Raw genomic sequence first — 17720 nt, 5'->3', positions numbered from 1 at the left:
GCGGCCCTCGCGGATCCCCTCCCCGGCAAGGCCGCACTACACTGAAACCCACGTATCACCGGCGCGAAAGGCAGAGTGAAGCAGTACATGGCACGGCCAGGCGGCATCGAGCACAGCGAAGCGTTCACGAGGGCGTGGACGGATCTGCAATCGCGCGCCCCCGAAAACGAGATCGAGCCGAGCCTCACACGCATAGCGCGCCTCCTCGAGCTCATGGGGCATCCCGAACGCGCATACCGCACCTTCCACATCGCGGGCACGAACGGGAAAACATCGACCGCGCGCATCGCCGAAGCGCTCCTTATCGAGGCGGGCCTTCGCACGGGAAGACTCACGAGCCCACATATGCACACGCCCACCGAACGTATTGCGCTTGATGGGCAGCCCATCAGCGAAGAGGGCTTCGTCCAGGCGTACGAAGACGTGCTCCCTTTCGCCGAGGTCGTCGACCGTGAATTCGCCGAGACTGGCGTGCGAATCAGCATGTTCGAATTCCTCACGGCCATGCAGTTCCAAGCATTCGCGAGTGCGCCGGTCGACGTCGCGATCGTCGAGGTGGGCCTCGGGGGCCGCTGGGACGCGACGAACGTCATCGATCCCGACGTCACCGTGATCACCCCGATCGCTTTCGATCACCAGGACTACCTCGGGGAGACGATCGAGGAGATCGCCGGGGAGAAAGCGGGAATCCTCAAGGAAGGTGCGCTCGCGGTGATTGCCGCGCAGCAGTTCTCCGGCGCGCTCGACGTGCTTAAGAATCGCTGCGCCGAGCTCGGCGTGACCGCCGCAATTGAAGGGGAGCAGATCGGCGTGCTCGATCGCGTACCCGCGGTCGGCGGGCAGATGATCGCGGTGCAGTCGATCGCCGCGCGCTACGAAGAGGTCTTTGTTCCGCTTCTGGGCGCCCACCAGGCACACAACGCGCTTCTCGCGATCGCAGCGGCGGAGGCGCTCCTCACGGGTGGTGATGCCCCACTTGACGGCGATCTCGTCCGCGCGGGCCTCGAGCGCGTGACATCCCCGGGTCGCGCCGAAGTCGTGCGCCAGGCCCCGACAATCCTCGTCGATGCCGCCCACAACCCAGCGGGAGCCGAGGTTCTCGTCGAAACCGTGCGAGAGAGCTTCCGGTTTACACGCACCGTGGGGATCGTGGGCATTCTCAAGGAGAAAGACGCGAGCGAGATCCTCGCGATCCTCGAACCGCTCTTCGACATCGTCGTCATTACCGAGAGCACGTCGCCGCGCGCAATCCCCACGGACCTGCTCGCGATGGAGGCGCGCGACATCTTCGGGGACGAGGACCGCGTTATTGAGCAGGCGAGCCTGCCCGATGCGATCCAAGCCGCCGTTGATGCAGCCGAGCAGGAAGGCGACGATTTCGCAGGCATCGTTGCGACCGGCTCCATCACTCTCGCGGCAGAAGTGCGCCAGCTCCTGGGGCGCGTGGGGAAGTGAGCGGCATGGATATCACCCCCTCGACCCGCAAGTCCGGCGCGCAGCGGATGCTGTGTGCGACGACCCTCGCGTGCGAAGGCTTCGTGGCCCTTTTTGCCGGCCTCGTCGCCCACGGTCTCGCCCCCGATACTCGGCTCGCAAGCTGGATTCTTTCGCTCTCGTTGCTCGCGGCCATGATCGTCGCGGCGAGGCTGCTCTCATCGTCACAGGCATGGCCGTATTGGCTCGGCCTTGCACTCCAGGTCCCGTTTATCCTGCTCGGGCTTTTCGTCCCCGCGATGTACGTCGTCGGTCTGCTTTTTGCGCTGCTGTACTGGCTCGGCGTCGTCAAAGGGCGCCAGCTTGACCGCGAGAAAGATGCGATCGATCGGCGCGTTCTAGGAGAGGACACCGAGGCACGCTAGGGTGAGGTGCATGACACAAGAACGCACGCTCATTCTCCTTAAACCCGATGCCATAAAGCGCCAGCTTCGCGGCGAGATCATCCGCCGCATCGAGCAAAAGGGCTACGAGATTCTCGCGCTCGACCAGCGCGCTGCGAGCCTCGAGGAGCTCACAGCGCACTACGCCGAACACGAGGGCAAGCCATTCTTCCCGCCCATGCTCGAGTTCATGAGTTCGGGTCCGCTTGTCGCGCTGGTTGTCGCGGGGGAGGAATGCATCGCGGGGATGCGTACGCTCATGGGGGCGACAAAACCGACGGAGGCCGCCCCCGGCACGATCCGCGGTGACCTGGGTCGCGCCTGGGATAAGCCCGTGATTGAGAATCTCATCCACGGTTCGGATTCGCCCGAATCGGCTGCGCGCGAGATCGCTATTTGGTTCCCGGCTCTTTCGGCGTGACGCGCGCGTGAGGTCGAGGCTCCGTACGGGATTCGCTATCGCGAAGAACACACGTAAAGTCAGGACTCACGGCCATCGCTCGCGATCTTTCGAGTAAAGGTGAGGTAAAATTTCAGGTATGGAATCTGTCATCCTCTTCATGCTTGTGGCCGTCGCACTGGCCGCGGGGCTCATCGCCGTCGTTGTGATGTCGCAGAAGAAGTCGGGCAATCTTTCCTCGCGTTCAAAGGGCTCGCCGAAGTCAGTGAGCCGTACCCCCTCGGCGTCAATGCGCGCGAGCGTGCCCGTTCAAGCCTGGCCCCTGCGTGAGCGTGAAGGGCACAGCGCCGCATCGCGCACGGATCGTGACTCATCAAATACCGATCAAGCCGGAGCAGAGAGCGAGCCGTTGCGTCTCGCTTCGTGAGGTGCTGCACGCGCATCGTCTCACCACAGCCACGCCCGCGCTCGCGCGGGCGTTTTCGTACACTAGCGAGGAAGTCTTTGCCGCGCGCCCTCACGTGCGTGGCTGGTTAAGGGAGGGCTAATGGACTTAAACGAACTGATATTGACCCTCGTCGCAAGCGGCGGCGGCGTCGCCGTTATCGCGGCGGGGTTGTGGGCGCTCACGCGGCCGTCGGGAAGTGACACCGACGGCAAAGAGGCGCCGGAGAAAGACGCCAAGGGCGAGCGCAAGGAAGCCGCAAAGCCGGAGCGTCCCGCCGCCCCCACGTGGGGGGAGTCGCTTTCGGCGCCTGCTAAGAACCCCGCTCGCGAAGCGGGAAGCGAAGAGGAGGAGGGGGCCGACGCCTCTCAGGCTCCCGTCGATGCCGAAGTGCCGCACGAGGGCGACGTGCAGGCGTCGGACACACCCGAGGCCACCCCTGCCGCGCCCGTGGCGCCCGCTGAACCCGTTGAACCGGTCGAGCCCGTCGCGCCGGTCGAACCCGTTGAAACTGCTGAGCCGGTCGACCCGGTTGAACCCGCCGAGCCCGCTGAGCCGGTTGCTCCGGCCGAGGAAGTTGAGTCAACGGACGTCGAAGCCGAGCCGCACGCCCCCGTCGAGACTCCTGAGCCGACCGCCGATCGCATGGTGCGCCTTCGCGAGCGTCTCCAGCGTTCCGGATCGATTGGTCGAGGGATCCTCGCGCTCCTCACGAGCGGCGATATCGATATGGACACGTGGGACGAGATCGAGGAAACCCTCCTCATGGCCGACCTCGGCCCCGATGCGACCGACGAACTGATGGAGGCGCTGCGCGACCGCGTGCAGGTGCTCAACACGAAGGACCCCGACGCGGTCCGCGAGATTCTGCGTGAAGAACTCGTCAAGCTCGTGAACCCCGGCCTCGACCGTCGACTCGCGGCGAGCGCGATCGAGGCGCCCGACGGCTCGATGGTGCCGAGCGTCGTCATGATGGTCGGCGTCAACGGCACCGGAAAGACGACGACGACCGGTAAGTTCGGTCGCGTTCTCATCGCCGAAGGCCGCACCGTACTCTTTGGGGCTGCCGATACATTCCGTGCCGCAGCCGCCGAGCAGCTCCAGACGTGGGGCGAGCGCGTGGGCGTCACAACCGTGCGCAGCGAACGCGAAAACGCCGATCCGGCCTCGGTCGCCTTCGACGCTGTTCAGGCGGGCATCGACCAGGGTGTCGATGTCGTCGTGATCGATACGGCCGGTCGCCTCCAGAACAAGAAGGGGCTCATGGACGAACTCGGCAAGATTCGCCGCGTCGCCTCGAAGGCACTCAAGGGGGCCGAGATCCAGGAGGTCATCCTCGTCCTTGACGCGACGACCGGCCAGAACGGCATGCAGCAGGCGCGCGTGTTCGCTGAGGCCGTGAACGTCACGGGCATTGCGCTCACGAAGCTCGACGGCACCGCGAAGGGCGGCATTGTCGTCAACGTCCAGCGCGAGCTCGGTGTGCCCGTGAAGCTCGTGGGTCTCGGTGAAGGCATGGACGACCTCACGCCGTTCGACCCGTACGGGTTCGTGGACGCACTCCTCGAGTAGTTCCCCTCACCCCTTTCGCGCGAGCCGGAGCGCACCGACCCCCGTTACAATGGGTGCGCTCCGGCTCGCGAGGTGCGCCCCCACGGGTGCGCGCCGTCACCTCGCTCGCCGCCCCAAGTTTCCCGAGGCTATTTTTTCGTGTTTGACAATCTTTCCGATCGTATTAGTAAGACCCTCAAGGGCCTGCGTGGCCAGGGCCGCCTCACTGAGGCCGATATCGACAAGACCGTGCGCGAGATCCGCCGCGCACTGCTTGACGCGGACGTCGCCGTCCCCGTCGTTCGGCAGTTTGCCGCGCGCGTGCGCGAGCGTGCCCTAGGCGCCGAGGTGTCGAAGGCCCTCAACCCCGCGCAGCAGGTCGTCAAGATCGTGCACGCCGAACTTGTGGAGGTTCTCGGCGGTGCGACCGGCGGGCTCCAGTTCGCGAAAAACCCGCCGACCGTCATCATGCTCGCGGGCCTCCAGGGCGCCGGTAAAACGACACTCGCCGGCAAGCTTGCCAAGTACCTCAAGGACGAGGGCCACACGCCGCTGCTCGTTGCGTCGGACCTCCAGCGCCCCAATGCCGTCAACCAGCTCCAGATCGTCGGTGAGCGGGCGGGCGTCAAGGTGTTCGCCCCCGAGCCCGGCAATGGCGTGGGGGACCCTGTTGTCGTTGCCCTCGACGGTGTCGCGACGGCGGCGCACGAGCAGTACGACGTTGTGATCGTTGATACCGCGGGCCGCCTCGGCATCGACGAAGAAATGATGCAGCAGGCGCGGGATATCCGCGATGCCGTCAACCCCGACAACACCCTTTTTGTCGTCGACGCGATGATCGGCCAGGATGCCGCGCGCGTTGCCGAAGCGTTCCGCGACGGCGTGGGCTTCACGGGCGTGGTGCTGTCGAAACTCGACGGCGATGCACGCGGTGGCGCGGCCCTCTCCATCACGGGCATCACCGACCGCCCGATCCTCTTCGCCTCGACCGGTGAGGCACTCGGTGATTTCGAGCGGTTCCACCCGGACCGCATGGCGAGCCGCATCCTCGATATGGGTGACGTGCTTACCCTCATCGAGCAGGCCGAAAAGCGCATGGATCGCGAGGAAGCCGAGAAGGTCGCCTCGAAGCTCGCGCAGGGCGAAGAATTCAACCTCAACGACTTCATGTCGATGCTCCAGCAGATCAAGTCGATGGGCTCGATGAAGAAGATGCTCGGCATGATGCCGAACATGCGCCAGTACAAGCAGGCGATCGATCAGTTCGACGATTCAATGATCACGCGTATCGAAGCAATGGTGCAGTCGATGACGCCGTTCGAGCGCGCGAACCCCAAAGAGATCAACGGCTCGCGTCGCGCTCGCATCGCGAAGGGCTCCGGCACGACCGTGACCGAAGTGAATCGTCTGCTCGATCAGTTCAAGCAGATGCAAAAGATGATGGGCTCGGTAGGTAAGGGCCTGGCCGGCGGCGGCGGTTTCGGGGCGCCGGGCATGGGATTTGGCAAGAAGTCCCGCGGACGCATGCAGTCCCCGAAGAAAAACAAAAAGAAGTCCCGGTCGGGCAACCCTGCGAAGCGCGCAGCCGAAGAAAAGGCGTGGGCGGAGCAGCAGGCCCAGAAGAAGGGTTCGGCCTTCGGCGGCGCGGGCGCGTTTGGAGGGGCGGGGAATTCCGCCGACGCCAGCGCCGACTTGTCGAACCTCGACATGAATCAGCTTCCCCCAGAACTTCGCAAGATGCTCGGAAAGTAGCCGATGTCCACCGTCACGACCGGTAGCCTTCCCGCTCTCACCTCGGGACTTCGATTCCCCACGTCGAGGCGTGGCGCGCGCTACTGCATCGATAACGTCGATCGTTTCCTCGACACCTTGGATGAGGAACTCGTGCTCACTGAGGGAGACGTCGAGCGCTCGCTCGCTCTCGCCGAGCGTATCGAGGCGCAGTCGTTCCCGCGCGTCGGGCTTATGCGTGAGGGCTACCAGGCAGCCGTCGTGGACGAAGCCCTCGAAGCGGTCGTGCGTGAACTGCGGGCCGATCCGCTCAGCGATCACAATGCTCTCGTGATTTGCGTGGATGACTTTCTCGCGGCGCATCAGCCACTGACGTGGGCCGACGCGCAGGCCGGCGCCGTTGGTGGAACCGTGAGGCTGTACGAACGCTCGAGCGTGGAAAAGGCCTTCGCTGACTTTCGCGCGATCGCTACGGCCGGCGATACGCACGAGACGCATCGCAAGCTCAGGCAGTTCCGTAAAAAGCTCACGCTCGCACGGCTCGGCGATTGGGAGAGCGGGGCGGGAGCCGACGGCGAGGGCTATCCCGCGTTCGCCGTCGATCGGTTCTTTGCGCTCAGTATTTCCGACCATTGCTCGGCGCCGCTGTCTGGCGAGTAACGGCGGAGGCACAGCGGCCGTCGGATCCTTAACTGTGCCCGGCGGCACACGCTACGGCCTTTCGCTGAGGGGCCGGTTTCGGGCATAATTGACCCTTGTATGTGCCCGCTCCGGAGCCCTCTACCCGGCCGGGCACGTCCAGCCGAGGAAAGCGCAGCTTATGTTGACCCCACGGGCGGCGCGATTCTCACCCATTCTTACGCAGAAGGAGAGACAGCCTCGTGGCCGTCAAGATTCGTCTAAAGCGCATGGGCAAGGTCCATGCACCGGTTTACCGCATCGTTGTTGTTGACTCGCGCAAGAAGCGCGATGGCGCCGTGATCGAAGAGATCGGCAAGTACAACCCGAACGAGCAGCCCTCGTTCATGGAAGTTGACTCGGAGCGCGCGCAGTACTGGCTCGGCGTGGGTGCCCAGCCCAGCGACCAGGTCGCCGCGATCCTCAAGGTCACCGGTGAGTGGGCAAAGTTCAAGGGTGAAGAGGGCACCGAAGGCACCCTCAAAGCCAAGGAAGCAAAGGTGAGCGCCGAGGAGCGCATCGCCGCCGCTGACAAGGCCGCCGCTGAAAAGCGCGAAGAGGTCAAGGCCGCCAAGGCAAAGGCTGAGGCCGAAGCCGCCGCTGAGAAGGAAGCCGCTGAGGCTGCCGAGAACGCCGAGTCCTCCGAGGAGTCGGCTGAGGGTGCCGAGGCCGAGACTTCCGAAGAGACCACCGAAGAGGCCTGAGCATGAGCGCCCGCGCCGAAGCCCTCGCGCACCTCGTGTGCGGGATCGTCGACAACCCCGATGACGTGCGCGTCAAGGAAAAGTCGACCCGCCGGGGGCCGCTGCTCGAAGTGCGCGTTCACCCCGATGATCTCGGGCGCGTGATCGGGCGTTCGGGTCGCACGGCCCGGGCGCTGCGCACCGTGACCACGGCACTGTCCAACGACGACATTCGCGTGGACATCGTGGACACCGACAAGCGCTAACGGTGACAACGCACCTTGAGGCGGCAGCAACGCTACAGTGTGGCGCGGCTGCCGCCTTTCCTTATGAGACCCGTGAGTGAGGATTCCATGAAGCTCTCCCGCATTCTTCGCCCGCTCGCTGCCTTCGGCGCAGCGGGACTTCTGGCGCTCGGCGCTGCCGGGTGCGACGCGATCGGTTCGACAGGCGGTGAGCCCTCGGGTGGTGGCACCGTGGAGGTCACGACGATAGAGAAGAAGCCCCAGGTCGATCCCGCGACCGAGTACGCGTGTACCCAGTTTTTTGGCGACCCAGATTACGTCTCGCCCGAGTACTTCCAGGCGATTGCCATGGGGGCGAGTGCCCTTGAGATCGGCGGTACGAACGAGTACATGTTCCAGACTGCCGCCGAGGATGTGCGTGGGACGTTTGCCGAATCCACCGAGGATGTTAAGGGTGCGGCTGGCAAGGTTGCCGACTGGATCGAGACTGAATCCGAGAAGGGGAAGGACGCCGATACCGAAGCCTTCAAGGGGGCGCTCGAGGGTCTCGCCTCGGCGTGCGCGCCAATGTCGGTGCACGCGACGTGGGCGAGCGGTGGCGGTGAGAAGGGTAAGAAACCCGCAAAACTCGTGTGTGCTGAGCTTGCGACAAAGCCGCAGCTGTTCACCGAATACCGCAACGGCAACGTCTTCACCTCGAACTCCTTTAAAGCCATTGGTTTTCGCGGCAAGTATGTTCCGAAGTCCGATCGTGCAAAGGTCCAGAACCTCAACGACATTCTCCAGGACGAGATTGATAACGTCGATGACGAGGGCGTGAAGAAGGCCCTCGCCGAGGTCCAAAAACCGTTCCAAAAAGTTCTTGACGGAGATCCGAACTCCTCCGGCTCACGTTCGACTCTCGATGGTTTCGGCGCGGCGTGCGAGGCAGCGGGATACGAAGGCGCCGTTGACCTCCCGAGCGAGGACCCGGGCGAGAGCGGCGAGGGCGGCGGAGGTGAGCTCGCCGGTGAGTGACAACGTGACGGTAGTCGTGGGCACAATCGGCAAGGCTCACGGCCTCAAGGGCGAGGTGTCGCTCATCGTACGCACCGATATTCCCGAAGAGCGCCTCGTGAAGGGTGCCCGTTTCGACGTTGACGGGGGCGAGGGAACGCCCCAACAGCTCACGCTCGCCGCGACGCGCACACAGCAAGGGCGGTGGTACGTGAAGTTCGCCGAGATCCACGACCGCACGGCGGCAGAGGGGCTTCGCGGCGCAGATTTGGTACTCGAGCTGGATCGCGACGAGGAGTTTGAAGAGGATCCGGATGCGTGGTACCCGGAGGAACTCAAGGGGCTTGAAGTCCGTACGGACGATGGCCGAGTGCTCGGCACCGTGATCGGGCTCGATCACTATCCCGCGCAGGACCTGTTGATCGTGCGGGCGGTGGATGGCCGGCGCGTCATGCTTCCGTTCGTCGAGGAGCTCGTGCCCGAAGTCGACATTGAGGGCGGGTTCGTGGTTGCGGATCCTCCCGGCGGTCTCTTCGATCCCGAGAACGCGCTGAGCGAGCGCGATGGTGCGAAGGGCTAGCGTCTCGTGCGTATCGACGTCATCACGATTTTTCCCGAATACCTCGCCCCGCTCGAGCTTTCCCTCATCGGCAAGGCCCGCAAGGACGGGCTCATCGATGTGCACCTGCACAACTTGCGCGATTACACGCACGATCGTCACCGCACAGTCGATGACACGCCCGTGGGCGGCGGGGCCGGCATGGTGATGAAGCCCGAGCCGTGGTCGGAAGCGTTTGCGGATGTGCTCGCCTCGGGGAAGGGGGAGTTCGACGATGGCTCCGCTTCACCGCTCGTTATTTTCCCGAACCCGGCGGGCGAACCGTTTACGCAGCGGGCTGCGGAACAGCGGGCCGAGGAGCCGTGGCTCATTTTCGCGTGCGGCCGCTACGAAGGTATCGACGAGCGCGTTTATGAGTACCTCGCCGATCAAGGTGTGCGCGTTGCGCTCAGCTCACTCGGTGACTACGTGCTCAACGGCGGCGAGGTTGCGGTTCTCGCGATGACCGAGGCGATCGTGCGGCTCGTACCAGGGGTCGTGGGCAATCCCGAATCGATCGTCGAGGAGTCTCACACGAGCGGGCTGCTCGAGTACCCGCTCTATACGAAGCCCGCGCGTTGGACCTCGCCCGATGGCGTGCAGCGCGACGTGCCCGAAGTGCTGCTCAGCGGCCACCACGCGCGCATCCAAAAGTGGCGCCGCGAACGTTCACTCGAGCGCACTGCCGAGCGCAGGCCAGATCTGCTCGAGGGGCGCGAGTAGCCCGCTAGCGCCCTCTTAGTCTTCGCCTCGTTCCTGGTCCTTCGGGTGGTCCTGGGCTCCGAGGTGACGGACGAGGCGCCTTGTTGTGAAGGGCCAATAGAAGGCCGCGAAGGCAATCGCGATGAAGCCAAACGCGCATCCAATGTCGAGGAAAACGCGCTGAGGCAAGCTCCCCGCCATGAGGGCGTGGCCAGCGCACGCGAGTGCGGCCAGGATTGCGAGTACGCCGAAGCCCACAAGAACGGCGTTGACGGGCTTGACTTTCGAGTGATGGTCGCGTGCAACCGCCGCTGAGGCAGGCGTTGTTGCCACGTGCCCTTCCTCGACCGCTTGGAGGACGCCGTGGCGCCTCCCCGGCACGAAGTGAATAACGAGCCCCGCAATCACGAGTGCGAGCGCGATGGCGAGCCCCACGATCATTGAGCGGGCGGGGTCGTCGCCAGTCCAGGGAAGGAGCGCGAGCGCCCAAAACAGCGCGGCGGGTGCGAGGAGCACGAGGAGGAACGAGACGAGGTTCGAGAAGTGCTCCTTCGTGGAGTGCTTAACGAAGGTGGTTGCTTCCGCGTGAGTGAGGCCGCTGCTCGTGATGGCCCGGTGCGACCGGGTAGCGTCGGTGGTTTCTTGGTTGTCGTGCGCGTTCACGGTGCTCCTTTCGTGCGAGCAACCTCGCACTCTCCTTCACGGGACATCCTATTGCGTGCCTCTTGGAGCAGTGGCAAAATGGATGACCGTGCGTGTTGCGCCGTGACCTGCCTCGGGGGGTTGCGGCACGAGGCAACAGGGCAGATCCGTCGCCACGGGAATGGCGGCCAGAGGCCCGGCACATGTGAATGATTCATAGACGCCCTCGGTGGGTTTGACCCGCCGCCAGGGGGTAAAACATTCGCCGTCCGACCCGGGGCGGGAGGCAGGAGAAAACTTATGCAGAAGTTCGATGAACTCGATGCGGCGCACCTCAAGAGCGACGTTCCCGATTTCCGCGCTGGCGACAACGTCAAGGTGCACGTGAAGGTTGTTGAAGGTAACCGCTCGCGTATCCAGGTGTTCCAGGGCTACGTCATCGCTCGCAAGGGCGGCGGCATCAAGGAAACCTTCCGCGTCCGCAAGGTCTCGTTCGGCGTCGGCGTCGAGCGTGTCTTCCCGGTTCACGCTCCGACGGTCGAGAAGATCGAGGTCGTTTCTCGCGGTGACGTTCGCCGTGCGAAGCTCTACTACCTTCGTGGCCTCACCGGCAAGAAGGCCCGCATCCGCGAGAAGCGCGAACACTCCTGATTCGCGCCTTGCGCTCTCAATCGCAGCCGCGGCGATCGCTCCTCGTGTGGGTGATCGCCGCGGTTTTATGCGTCGTACTTCTCGCCGTGCTTGGTGTGCGACATTTCGTTGTGACGACCTACCACGTGCCGAGTGGGTCAATGGCGCCGACGCTCAACGCGGGGGAGTACATCGTCGTGGATCGCACGAGCCGAGGTACGGCGCGTCGTGGTGACGTCGTGGTGTTCGACGGTAAGGGGTATTTCGGCGGAGCGTCACAGTATTGGGTGAAGCGTGTGATCGGCGTCGGCGGCGATCGCGTGCGCTGCTGTACCAGCGAAGGCCAGCTCGAGGTGAACGGTCGCCCGCTCGAGGAGCCCTATCTTCCCGATTCCCTCACGCGTGCGAGCGCGGTCGATTTTGATGTCGCGGTGCCCGAGGGGCACATGTTCCTTCTCGGCGACAGCCGCGATCACTCATCCGATTCGCGCAATCACCTCGGTGATCCTGGTGGAGGCATGGTTCCCGTTTCACGTACGCAAGGGCGCGTAACGCGTGTCGTGTGGCCGCTTTCCGATGGGCGCGAGATCTCCCACTAGACTGGATCCGATGTCTGAGCTCGAGCCCCCCGCCCCCGCGGTCCCCGAACCGCGCGAATCGTCGACCGCACCGGATCCCGCCGATCCGAGTGGGGATTCGTCGCGCCGTGCCGGCGCCAGGGCCCACGCGAAAAAGAGCGGAGTGCTCAGCTCGGTTCTTGATTGGACGGTCACCATTGTCATCGCACTCATCGTTGCTGTGCTGATCAAGACTTTCCTCGTGCAGCCGTTCTTCATCCCGTCGGCGTCGATGCACCCGACCCTCATGGAAGACGACAAGATCCTCGTCTCGAAGCTTCATCCGGGAGTTCTCGACCTGCACCGTGGCGATGTCATCGTGTTTCAAGACCCGGGTAACTGGGTGGGAGGCAACCACGATCGCCCGCTCACAGCCGGACAGCAGGTCTCCAAAGCCCTCAGCTACGTGGGGCTCGCCCCGGACCCGACAGAAAATCACCTCGTGAAGCGCCTCATCGGTGTGGGCGGTGACCACATCGTGTGCAAGGAACGCGGCGGCCCGATGAGCGTTAACGGTGTGGAGCTCGACGAAACCTACATCGTTCCCGGTAACGGTGCGTGCCAGGTGTCGTTCGACGTCACGGTCCCCGAGGGCAAACTGTGGGTCATGGGGGACAACCGCTTCAATAGCGCCGACTCCTCCGAGCATTACGCGCGTGGCGAGGACCCGTTCGTCGACGAATCGAAGGTAGCGGGCAAAGCCGTCTTGCTCTTCCTCCCGTTCGAGCACTGGAGCACCCTCAAGGACGGCGAGAAGGTGTTCGAGAAACTGAACAACGCCGAGAGCGCGGCAAGCATCGGCCCCACGCGGTCGAGGGATCTGTCGCCCCTCGCGCTCGCCGCGTAAGGCCCGCGTGACGCGAATGCCACGTCCCCCCGCGACTGCCGAGCGCGAGCTTTTTCTTGCGAGTGCATTTCTTGCCGCACACCCTGAGGCCTCGTCGTGCGCGGTTATTGGGCTCGACGAAGTTGGTCGCGGGGCTCTCGCCGGCCCGGTCGCGGTGGGCGCTTTCGCGGTGAGGTGCGAGCGGGGTGAGGATCCGGTTCCGACGCTTGCCGAGCTACCGTCGGGCCTCAAAGACTCCAAGCTGCTCAGCCCCACCAAACGCGAGGTGTTTTTCGCGACCCTCGCGGGCGGGGCGAGCTCGATTCCTCTTCCGCTCGGGCTCGTTGCGCGATGCGGAACCGAGGTGTGCCCGGCAGCCGTCGGAACTGCACGGGCCAGGGAGATTGACGAACACGGTATTTCTCATGCGCTCACCCTCGCGGTGACGCGTGCTCTCGAGGCGACCCGCGAGGCACTCGACGTGCCGCTTGCGGGCGTGATTCTGGATGGGAACCACGATTATGTGTCGCGCGGGTGCGAGACGCCGCTCGAGTGCCCGCTCGAGGTGGTCGTCAAGGCTGATCAGACGTGCGTATCAGTGGCCGCGGCGAGCATTCTCGCGAAGGTTGCGCGAGATCGCCACATGGGTGCGCTCGACACCGAAGCCCCCGGGTACGGGTGGGCCGGCAACAAAGGCTACGGGTCCAAGGCGCACCGCGAGGCGATCGCAAAGCTCGGGATCCACGCCGAGCATCGCGCGAGTTGGAAGCTCGTGCCGGCTGAACAGCCGGGATTCGATCTGCCACTGTAATCTTGACAATCGCGGGTGGCACGCCGCTGCGAACAACCATGAGAGCCACGACGTGAGGGAGGGCGCTTTGAACGTGCATGATCTCGATGCCTACGAGGCCGACATGGAGCTTCAGCTCTATCGCGAATACCGCGACGTCGTGGGAACGTATGCGTACCGCATCGAAACGGAGCGTAGGCTCTACCTCGCGAACCAGGTTGACGTGCATGTTCAGCATGCGGGTGGCGAAGTGTTCTACGAGTTGAACCTTGCCGATGCGTGGGTGTGGGACGTGCACCGAACGTCGCGATTCGTGCGTTCCGTTCGCGTGTTGACGTTCAAGGACGTCAACGTTGAAGAGCTTGAGAAGCCCGAGTTCGATCTCTAGCCATGCCGTAGTCGGTGGTTCGCGCCTCACAGGGCGCACCCATCCACAATTGGTCGTTGCTCGACTGACACCGATGCGTAGTTTCGGCATCGTGTGAGGCATGACGATCACGACAGAAGTCGACACTCGCGGTGCCGACACCCTCTCCACCAAAAAACTTGGCAACCTCGGCGAGGACATCGCCGCAGACATCCTCACGCGCGCGGGTTACGAGATCCTCGAGCGGAACTTCAGCACGCGCCACGGCGAAATCGACATCGTCGCGCTCGACGGCGACACGCTCGTGTTCATCGAGGTCAAAACGCGGCGCAGCCTCGTGATGGGCTCGGCGGTAGAAGCGGTCGATTCCCGCAAGGTACGCAAGCTTCGCACGATGATCGGCGCATATTTTCTCGAGCGAAGCCCGCAGCACTCTGGTGTGCGTCTCGATGCTTTCGGTGTCTTCGTCATGCCCGGCGGGCACGTCGACGTCACACACCTCAAGGCAGTGGGCTCATGAGCGTCGCGCGCGTGCTCGGCATGAGCCTGTGGGGGCTCGAGGGGCGAATTGTTGAGGTTGAATGCGAAATCAGCAGGGGGCTTCCCGCTTTCGTGATCGTGGGGCTCCCGGACTCCTCGACCCTCCAGGCCCGCGAGCGCGTCAAGAGTGCGTGCGCCAACGCGGGCCATGCCGTTGGGGAGAAGAAAGTTACCGTAAACCTCTCGCCCGCGTGGATGAAAAAGAGTGGCTCCGGGTTCGATCTCCCGATCGCCGTCGCGACCCTCGCTGCGAAGGGGGTCCTCCCGCCGGGACACCTTGAGAACACGCTCTTCATCGCTGAACTTGCGCTCGAGGGGAGTCTCAGGCCCGTGCCCGGGATTCTCCCCGCAGTGCGGGCAGCCGCTAAAAGCGGGGTGCGTCGGGTCGTCGTCGCCGAGGCTAACGCTGACGAAGCGCGCCTCGTGCCCGGCATCGACGTGCACTCTGCGTGCCATCTCGGCGAGGTCCTTAACGCATTCGGGGGAAAGGCCGTGTGGAGTCGACGTGGGCTTTTTGACCTCGAGGAGGAAGAGGGCCCAGGCGAACCGCCGACCACCGTGCGCGAACAGCCTGATTTTCTTGACGTCAAGGGGCAAAAACTCGGGCGCGAGGCGGCGGAGATCGCCGCCGCGGGAGGTCATCACATGCTCCTTCTCGGGCCGCCCGGCGCGGGCAAAAGCATGATTGCCTCGCGCCTTCCAAGCATCCTTCCTCCGCTTGAGCCGGAGCGTGCTCTCGAGCTCAGCGCGATCGCTTCGATTGCCGGGGAGTTCGATGCGTCGAAGGGACTTGTGAGCGAGGCACCCTTTATCGCTCCGCACCACACCTCGAGCGTCGCGTCGATCATCGGCGGCGGCAGTAACCTTGCGAGTCCCGGCGCTGTCTCTCGCGCTCACGGGGGAGTGCTTTTCTTTGACGAAGCGCCTGAGTTCGCGCCCAAGGTTCTTGAGTCGCTTCGGGAGGTGCTCGAGACGGGGGAGGTGTCTCTCCACCGCACTCGCGGCGTGGCGACCTACCCCGCGGCGTTTCAACTGATCCTCGCCGCCAATCCGTGTCCGTGCGGCCATGCCGATGCGCGAGGCGACCGGTGCCGGTGCACGTCGCTTCAGCGCCGCCGCTACATGGCGCGTCTATCGGGGCCGATCGTCGACCGCATCGACCTTCGGATCACGCTTGCGCCCGTGCGTTCCCTCAGCGGGTCGACGAGAGAAGAATCGAGCGCGCACATTCGAGAGCGCGTGTGTGCGGCGCGCGAGACTCAGCATCGACGCCTCGACGGCAGCGGTTATCTCGTCAATGCCCAGGTGAGCGGCCGGTTTCTCGATCAAGAGATGCCATTGGAGCGCACCGACGACGCGATCTTGGTGCGTGCAGTGGAGCGCGGTCGCCTCACGATGCGGGGCCGCGACCGCGTGCGGCGTGTCGCGTGGACCCTCGCCGACCTTGAGGGGAAGGCTCGGCCGACGAGCGCCCACGTCGCGACGGCTCTCGAGCTTCGAGGGGAGGATGCGTCGTGATCGAGCCGAGAAGCGGGAGCGAGGTGGCGCGTTTTTGGGATGCCGACTCCGTTCCTCTCGAGCCATGTGCTTCGCGTGCTGACCTCGAGGCGCGAGCGGTGTGGAGCGCCCTCGCTGAAGCGACGGATGCCGCCGCACGGTACCTGTGGCTTTCGCGCGGGCCCGTCGATGCACTTGCCCTGGCGCTCGACGGCTCTATCCGCGAGATTGCGGTGGCCCTCGAGGAAGCCGCCCACGATCCAGAGGCTGGGCGGCTTCACGTGACCGCCGCGCATGAATCCATGAGAATCCGCGACGCGCGAAGCGCTGCCGAAAAGGCTAAAGCTGCGTGGGAGGCTCGAGCGAGCGAAGCGCGATACGTTCTCGAGCACTCGAGCGAGCACGGCATCAGGCTCATCCGGCCCGGCGAAGCAGGGTGGCCCGCGGGACTCTCGCGGCTCGCGATTAACGCGCCGTTCGCCCTGTGGTGCGCCGGCGGTCACGCTGGCGAGAACGCAGACTCTATGCGCTCCGTTGCCCTCGTGGGTTCGCGTGGAGCGACGCGTTACGGCACTGGCGTTGCCCACGACTTCGCCGCGGCGCTCGCGGAACGAGGAGTGCGGGTGGTCTCGGGTGGCGCGCTCGGGATCGATGCCGCGGCCCACGCTGGAGCGCTCGCGGCGCGGAGCCTCAAGGGGGGAGGGGGCGGGACCGCCGCATTCCTCGCGGGTGGCCTCGACGATTACTACCCGCGCGCAAACGCGGCGCTCCTTACCCGTGTGAGGAATGAAGGTGGGCTTTTTTCTGAGGCGCCCATCGGTACGCGGCCGACCAGGTGGAGGTTTCTGTCGCGCAACCGGCTCATTGCCGCGGCAAGCGACGCCACGATCGTGATCGAGGCTGCGTGGCGCTCAGGAGCTCTGTCGACCGCCGCGCACGCCGATTCGCTGTCTCTCCCCGTTGGTGCTGTTCCCGGCCCCGTAACCTCGGCAGAAAGTAGCGGGTGCCATCGGTTGATCGCCGAGCGGGGTGCGCAGCTTGTCTCGCGGGTTGAGGACGTCGAGCTCATGATCTCGGGGGGAGCGGGGTTTTCGGCAACCGTCGGGTCTACGGAGAATTCCGGCTCGCCCGGCACCCTCCCACTTGACGTCGACCTTCTCGGTCCCGTGGATCGCCTGGTGTTTGACGGCATCCCGCGGTTTTCCCCGATTGGCGTTGGAGAGCTCGCGTCCCTGTGTGCCCTCGATCCCGAACAGGTGGCGGCAAGCCTCACGCGAATCGAGCTTCTCGGGCTCGTGCAGGTGAGCCGCGGCAGGGTGCGTCGCGTTGCTTCGGGGGCCGCTTAATGACGGCGGCGTGTGGTTGATCTTACGGACACGAGGTTGAGGCAATACTTAGGGAAGCTATATAGTCAAGCTATGCAAATGGGGGAATCCGGGAATCAGGCCGTTGAAGGTCCGCGCAGCAATCTCGACGAACTCGCGAACGAACTGGTCGCGAATGCTCTCCGGTTTAGTCGGACCGCCGGCCGCAATGCGGGTGGCGCGCGCTCACTCATCTCGGTGCGCGTGCTCGCGAACTTGCGCCACGGTGGACCGCTGCGCGTCGGCGAACTCGCGGCGCGCGAGTCCGTATCGCAACCAACGATGACCGGGATCGTCAACCGTCTCGCGGCCGATAACCTCGTCCAACGGCGTTCCGATGAGCGCGATGCCCGTGCCAGCGTCATCACGCTCACCGAGGCGGGCAGTGCCGAGCTCGACCGTTCCCGTGCGGCCTCTGCCGCATCCGTGCGACCCGCGCTCACCGCCTTAGCGCCCGAGGATCTCCACACGCTCGAACACGCGGCGGCCCTCCTCGGCGACTTAGCCGACGCGCTCGCGCGCCCCCAACGCTAACCGCACG

22 protein-coding genes are annotated in these 17720 nt (G+C 64.7%); 21 read left to right on the top strand and 1 reads right to left on the bottom strand.

All coding sequences use genetic code 11. The features are described 5' to 3' along the window. Positions 1-87 precede the first annotated feature (87 nt). The 12 genes from HMPREF1484_RS00625 to trmD all read left to right on the top strand — a co-directional run bounded on the left by HMPREF1484_RS00625 (position 88) and on the right by trmD (position 9927). Entirely contained in the window at positions 88-1455 is a 1368-nt protein-coding gene (locus tag HMPREF1484_RS00625; RefSeq protein ID WP_016663074.1) for a folylpolyglutamate synthase/dihydrofolate synthase family protein, read from the top strand. 5 nt (positions 1456-1460) lie between these two features. After that, complete coding sequence (locus HMPREF1484_RS00620) at positions 1461-1859, top strand: DUF4233 domain-containing protein (RefSeq protein ID WP_016663073.1); 399 nt, start codon at positions 1461-1463, stop codon at positions 1857-1859. Positions 1860-1869: 10 nt separating this feature from the next. Beyond that, positions 1870-2298 (top strand): nucleoside-diphosphate kinase, encoded by a 429-nt coding sequence (gene ndk, locus HMPREF1484_RS00615; RefSeq protein ID WP_016663072.1) that lies wholly within the window; start codon positions 1870-1872, stop codon positions 2296-2298. 118 nt (positions 2299-2416) lie between these two features. Then, the gene (locus tag HMPREF1484_RS00610; RefSeq protein WP_016663071.1) at positions 2417-2704 is read left to right on the top strand and encodes a hypothetical protein; all 288 of its coding nucleotides are present in this window, start codon (positions 2417-2419) and stop codon (positions 2702-2704) included. Between the two features lie 120 nt (positions 2705-2824). Then, complete coding sequence (gene ftsY, locus HMPREF1484_RS00605; RefSeq protein ID WP_016663070.1) at positions 2825-4294, top strand: signal recognition particle-docking protein FtsY; 1470 nt, start codon at positions 2825-2827, stop codon at positions 4292-4294. Positions 4295-4432: 138 nt separating this feature from the next. Continuing rightward, the gene (ffh, locus tag HMPREF1484_RS00600) at positions 4433-6025 is read left to right on the top strand and encodes a signal recognition particle protein (RefSeq protein WP_016663069.1); all 1593 of its coding nucleotides are present in this window, start codon (positions 4433-4435) and stop codon (positions 6023-6025) included. 3 nt (positions 6026-6028) lie between these two features. Beyond that, positions 6029-6664, top strand: coding sequence for a hypothetical protein (locus HMPREF1484_RS00595; RefSeq protein WP_016663068.1), 636 nt, complete (start codon positions 6029-6031; stop codon positions 6662-6664). Between the two features lie 221 nt (positions 6665-6885). After that, positions 6886-7386 carry a 30S ribosomal protein S16 gene (rpsP, locus tag HMPREF1484_RS00590; RefSeq protein WP_016663067.1) on the top strand — a complete coding sequence of 167 codons (501 nt, stop codon included), beginning with the start codon at positions 6886-6888 and terminating at the stop codon, positions 7384-7386. A gap of 2 nt (positions 7387-7388) precedes the next feature. Continuing rightward, positions 7389-7631 carry an RNA-binding protein gene (locus HMPREF1484_RS00585; protein ID WP_016663066.1) on the top strand — a complete coding sequence of 81 codons (243 nt, stop codon included), beginning with the start codon at positions 7389-7391 and terminating at the stop codon, positions 7629-7631. 72 nt (positions 7632-7703) lie between these two features. Then, a complete protein-coding gene (locus HMPREF1484_RS00580) occupies positions 7704-8627 on the top strand; it encodes a hypothetical protein (RefSeq protein ID WP_147594857.1) in 924 nt (307 codons plus the stop codon). After that, complete coding sequence (rimM, locus tag HMPREF1484_RS00575; RefSeq protein WP_232049674.1) at positions 8620-9186, top strand: ribosome maturation factor RimM; 567 nt, start codon at positions 8620-8622, stop codon at positions 9184-9186. The genes HMPREF1484_RS00580 and rimM overlap by 8 nt, the downstream gene beginning before the upstream one ends. Before the next feature lie 6 nt (positions 9187-9192). Beyond that, positions 9193-9927, top strand: coding sequence for a tRNA (guanosine(37)-N1)-methyltransferase TrmD (trmD, locus tag HMPREF1484_RS00570; protein ID WP_016663063.1), 735 nt, complete (start codon positions 9193-9195; stop codon positions 9925-9927). 15 nt (positions 9928-9942) lie between these two features. On the opposite strand, the gene HMPREF1484_RS00565 is transcribed toward trmD, so the two are convergent. Further along, entirely contained in the window at positions 9943-10569 is a 627-nt protein-coding gene (locus tag HMPREF1484_RS00565; protein ID WP_016663062.1) for a hypothetical protein, read from the bottom strand. A gap of 279 nt (positions 10570-10848) precedes the next feature. Here HMPREF1484_RS00565 and rplS point away from each other — a divergent pair, with 279 nt between their 5' ends. The 9 genes from rplS to HMPREF1484_RS10695 all read left to right on the top strand — a co-directional run bounded on the left by rplS (position 10849) and on the right by HMPREF1484_RS10695 (position 17713). Then, positions 10849-11199 carry a 50S ribosomal protein L19 gene (gene rplS / locus HMPREF1484_RS00560; protein WP_016663061.1) on the top strand — a complete coding sequence of 117 codons (351 nt, stop codon included), beginning with the start codon at positions 10849-10851 and terminating at the stop codon, positions 11197-11199. An 8-nt stretch (positions 11200-11207) separates the two neighbouring features. Beyond that, entirely contained in the window at positions 11208-11777 is a 570-nt protein-coding gene (gene lepB / locus HMPREF1484_RS00555; RefSeq protein ID WP_232049673.1) for a signal peptidase I, read from the top strand. Between the two features lie 10 nt (positions 11778-11787). After that, entirely contained in the window at positions 11788-12642 is an 855-nt protein-coding gene (lepB, locus tag HMPREF1484_RS00550; protein ID WP_016663059.1) for a signal peptidase I, read from the top strand. 16 nt (positions 12643-12658) lie between these two features. Continuing rightward, on the top strand, positions 12659-13432 hold the full coding sequence (locus tag HMPREF1484_RS00545; protein ID WP_051120586.1) for a ribonuclease HII: 774 nt from the start codon (positions 12659-12661) through the stop codon (positions 13430-13432). Between the two features lie 67 nt (positions 13433-13499). After that, positions 13500-13799 carry a DUF2469 domain-containing protein gene (locus HMPREF1484_RS00540; RefSeq protein ID WP_016663057.1) on the top strand — a complete coding sequence of 100 codons (300 nt, stop codon included), beginning with the start codon at positions 13500-13502 and terminating at the stop codon, positions 13797-13799. Between the two features lie 100 nt (positions 13800-13899). Beyond that, on the top strand, positions 13900-14298 hold the full coding sequence (locus tag HMPREF1484_RS00535) for a YraN family protein (RefSeq protein ID WP_016663056.1): 399 nt from the start codon (positions 13900-13902) through the stop codon (positions 14296-14298). Then, positions 14295-15836, top strand: a complete 1542-nt coding sequence (locus HMPREF1484_RS00530; RefSeq protein WP_016663055.1) for a YifB family Mg chelatase-like AAA ATPase — start codon at positions 14295-14297, stop codon at positions 15834-15836. The genes HMPREF1484_RS00535 and HMPREF1484_RS00530 overlap by 4 nt, the downstream gene beginning before the upstream one ends. Then, on the top strand, positions 15833-17161 hold the full coding sequence (locus HMPREF1484_RS00525) for a DNA-processing protein DprA (protein ID WP_016663054.1): 1329 nt from the start codon (positions 15833-15835) through the stop codon (positions 17159-17161). Before HMPREF1484_RS00530 ends, HMPREF1484_RS00525 begins: the two co-directional genes overlap by 4 nt. Before the next feature lie 72 nt (positions 17162-17233). Beyond that, positions 17234-17713 carry a MarR family winged helix-turn-helix transcriptional regulator gene (locus tag HMPREF1484_RS10695; protein ID WP_016663053.1) on the top strand — a complete coding sequence of 160 codons (480 nt, stop codon included), beginning with the start codon at positions 17234-17236 and terminating at the stop codon, positions 17711-17713. The last annotated feature ends 7 nt before the right edge of the window (positions 17714-17720 follow it).

This window comes from Dermabacter sp. HFH0086 (assembly GCF_000413375.1).
In the GTDB taxonomy this organism is placed as follows: Bacteria; Actinomycetota; Actinomycetes; order Actinomycetales; family Dermabacteraceae; genus Dermabacter; species Dermabacter hominis.
Note: the sequence above shows the minus strand (reverse complement) of the source record. Positions and strands in the feature narration are given on the sequence as shown.

What these genes read in the sequence shown, in the direction of transcription:
- HMPREF1484_RS00535 (WP_016663056.1), top strand. Translation starts at nt 13,900, where the DNA reads ATGACGATCACGACAGAAGTCGACACTCGCGGTGCCGACACCCTCTCC.
- ftsY (WP_016663070.1), top strand. Translation starts at nt 2,825, where the DNA reads ATGGACTTAAACGAACTGATATTGACCCTCGTCGCAAGCGGCGGCGGC.
- HMPREF1484_RS00610 (WP_016663071.1), top strand. Translation starts at nt 2,417, where the DNA reads ATGGAATCTGTCATCCTCTTCATGCTTGTGGCCGTCGCACTGGCCGCG.
- HMPREF1484_RS00585 (WP_016663066.1), top strand. Translation starts at nt 7,389, where the DNA reads ATGAGCGCCCGCGCCGAAGCCCTCGCGCACCTCGTGTGCGGGATCGTC.
- lepB (WP_016663059.1), top strand. Translation starts at nt 11,788, where the DNA reads ATGTCTGAGCTCGAGCCCCCCGCCCCCGCGGTCCCCGAACCGCGCGAA.
- HMPREF1484_RS00530 (WP_016663055.1), top strand. Translation starts at nt 14,295, where the DNA reads ATGAGCGTCGCGCGCGTGCTCGGCATGAGCCTGTGGGGGCTCGAGGGG.
- rplS (WP_016663061.1), top strand. Translation starts at nt 10,849, where the DNA reads ATGCAGAAGTTCGATGAACTCGATGCGGCGCACCTCAAGAGCGACGTT.
- ndk (WP_016663072.1), top strand. Translation starts at nt 1,870, where the DNA reads ATGACACAAGAACGCACGCTCATTCTCCTTAAACCCGATGCCATAAAG.
- HMPREF1484_RS00545 (WP_051120586.1), top strand. Translation starts at nt 12,659, where the DNA reads ATGCCACGTCCCCCCGCGACTGCCGAGCGCGAGCTTTTTCTTGCGAGT.
- HMPREF1484_RS00595 (WP_016663068.1), top strand. Translation starts at nt 6,029, where the DNA reads ATGTCCACCGTCACGACCGGTAGCCTTCCCGCTCTCACCTCGGGACTT.
- HMPREF1484_RS10695 (WP_016663053.1), top strand. Translation starts at nt 17,234, where the DNA reads ATGCAAATGGGGGAATCCGGGAATCAGGCCGTTGAAGGTCCGCGCAGC.
- HMPREF1484_RS00625 (WP_016663074.1), top strand. Translation starts at nt 88, where the DNA reads ATGGCACGGCCAGGCGGCATCGAGCACAGCGAAGCGTTCACGAGGGCG.
- HMPREF1484_RS00620 (WP_016663073.1), top strand. Translation starts at nt 1,461, where the DNA reads ATGGATATCACCCCCTCGACCCGCAAGTCCGGCGCGCAGCGGATGCTG.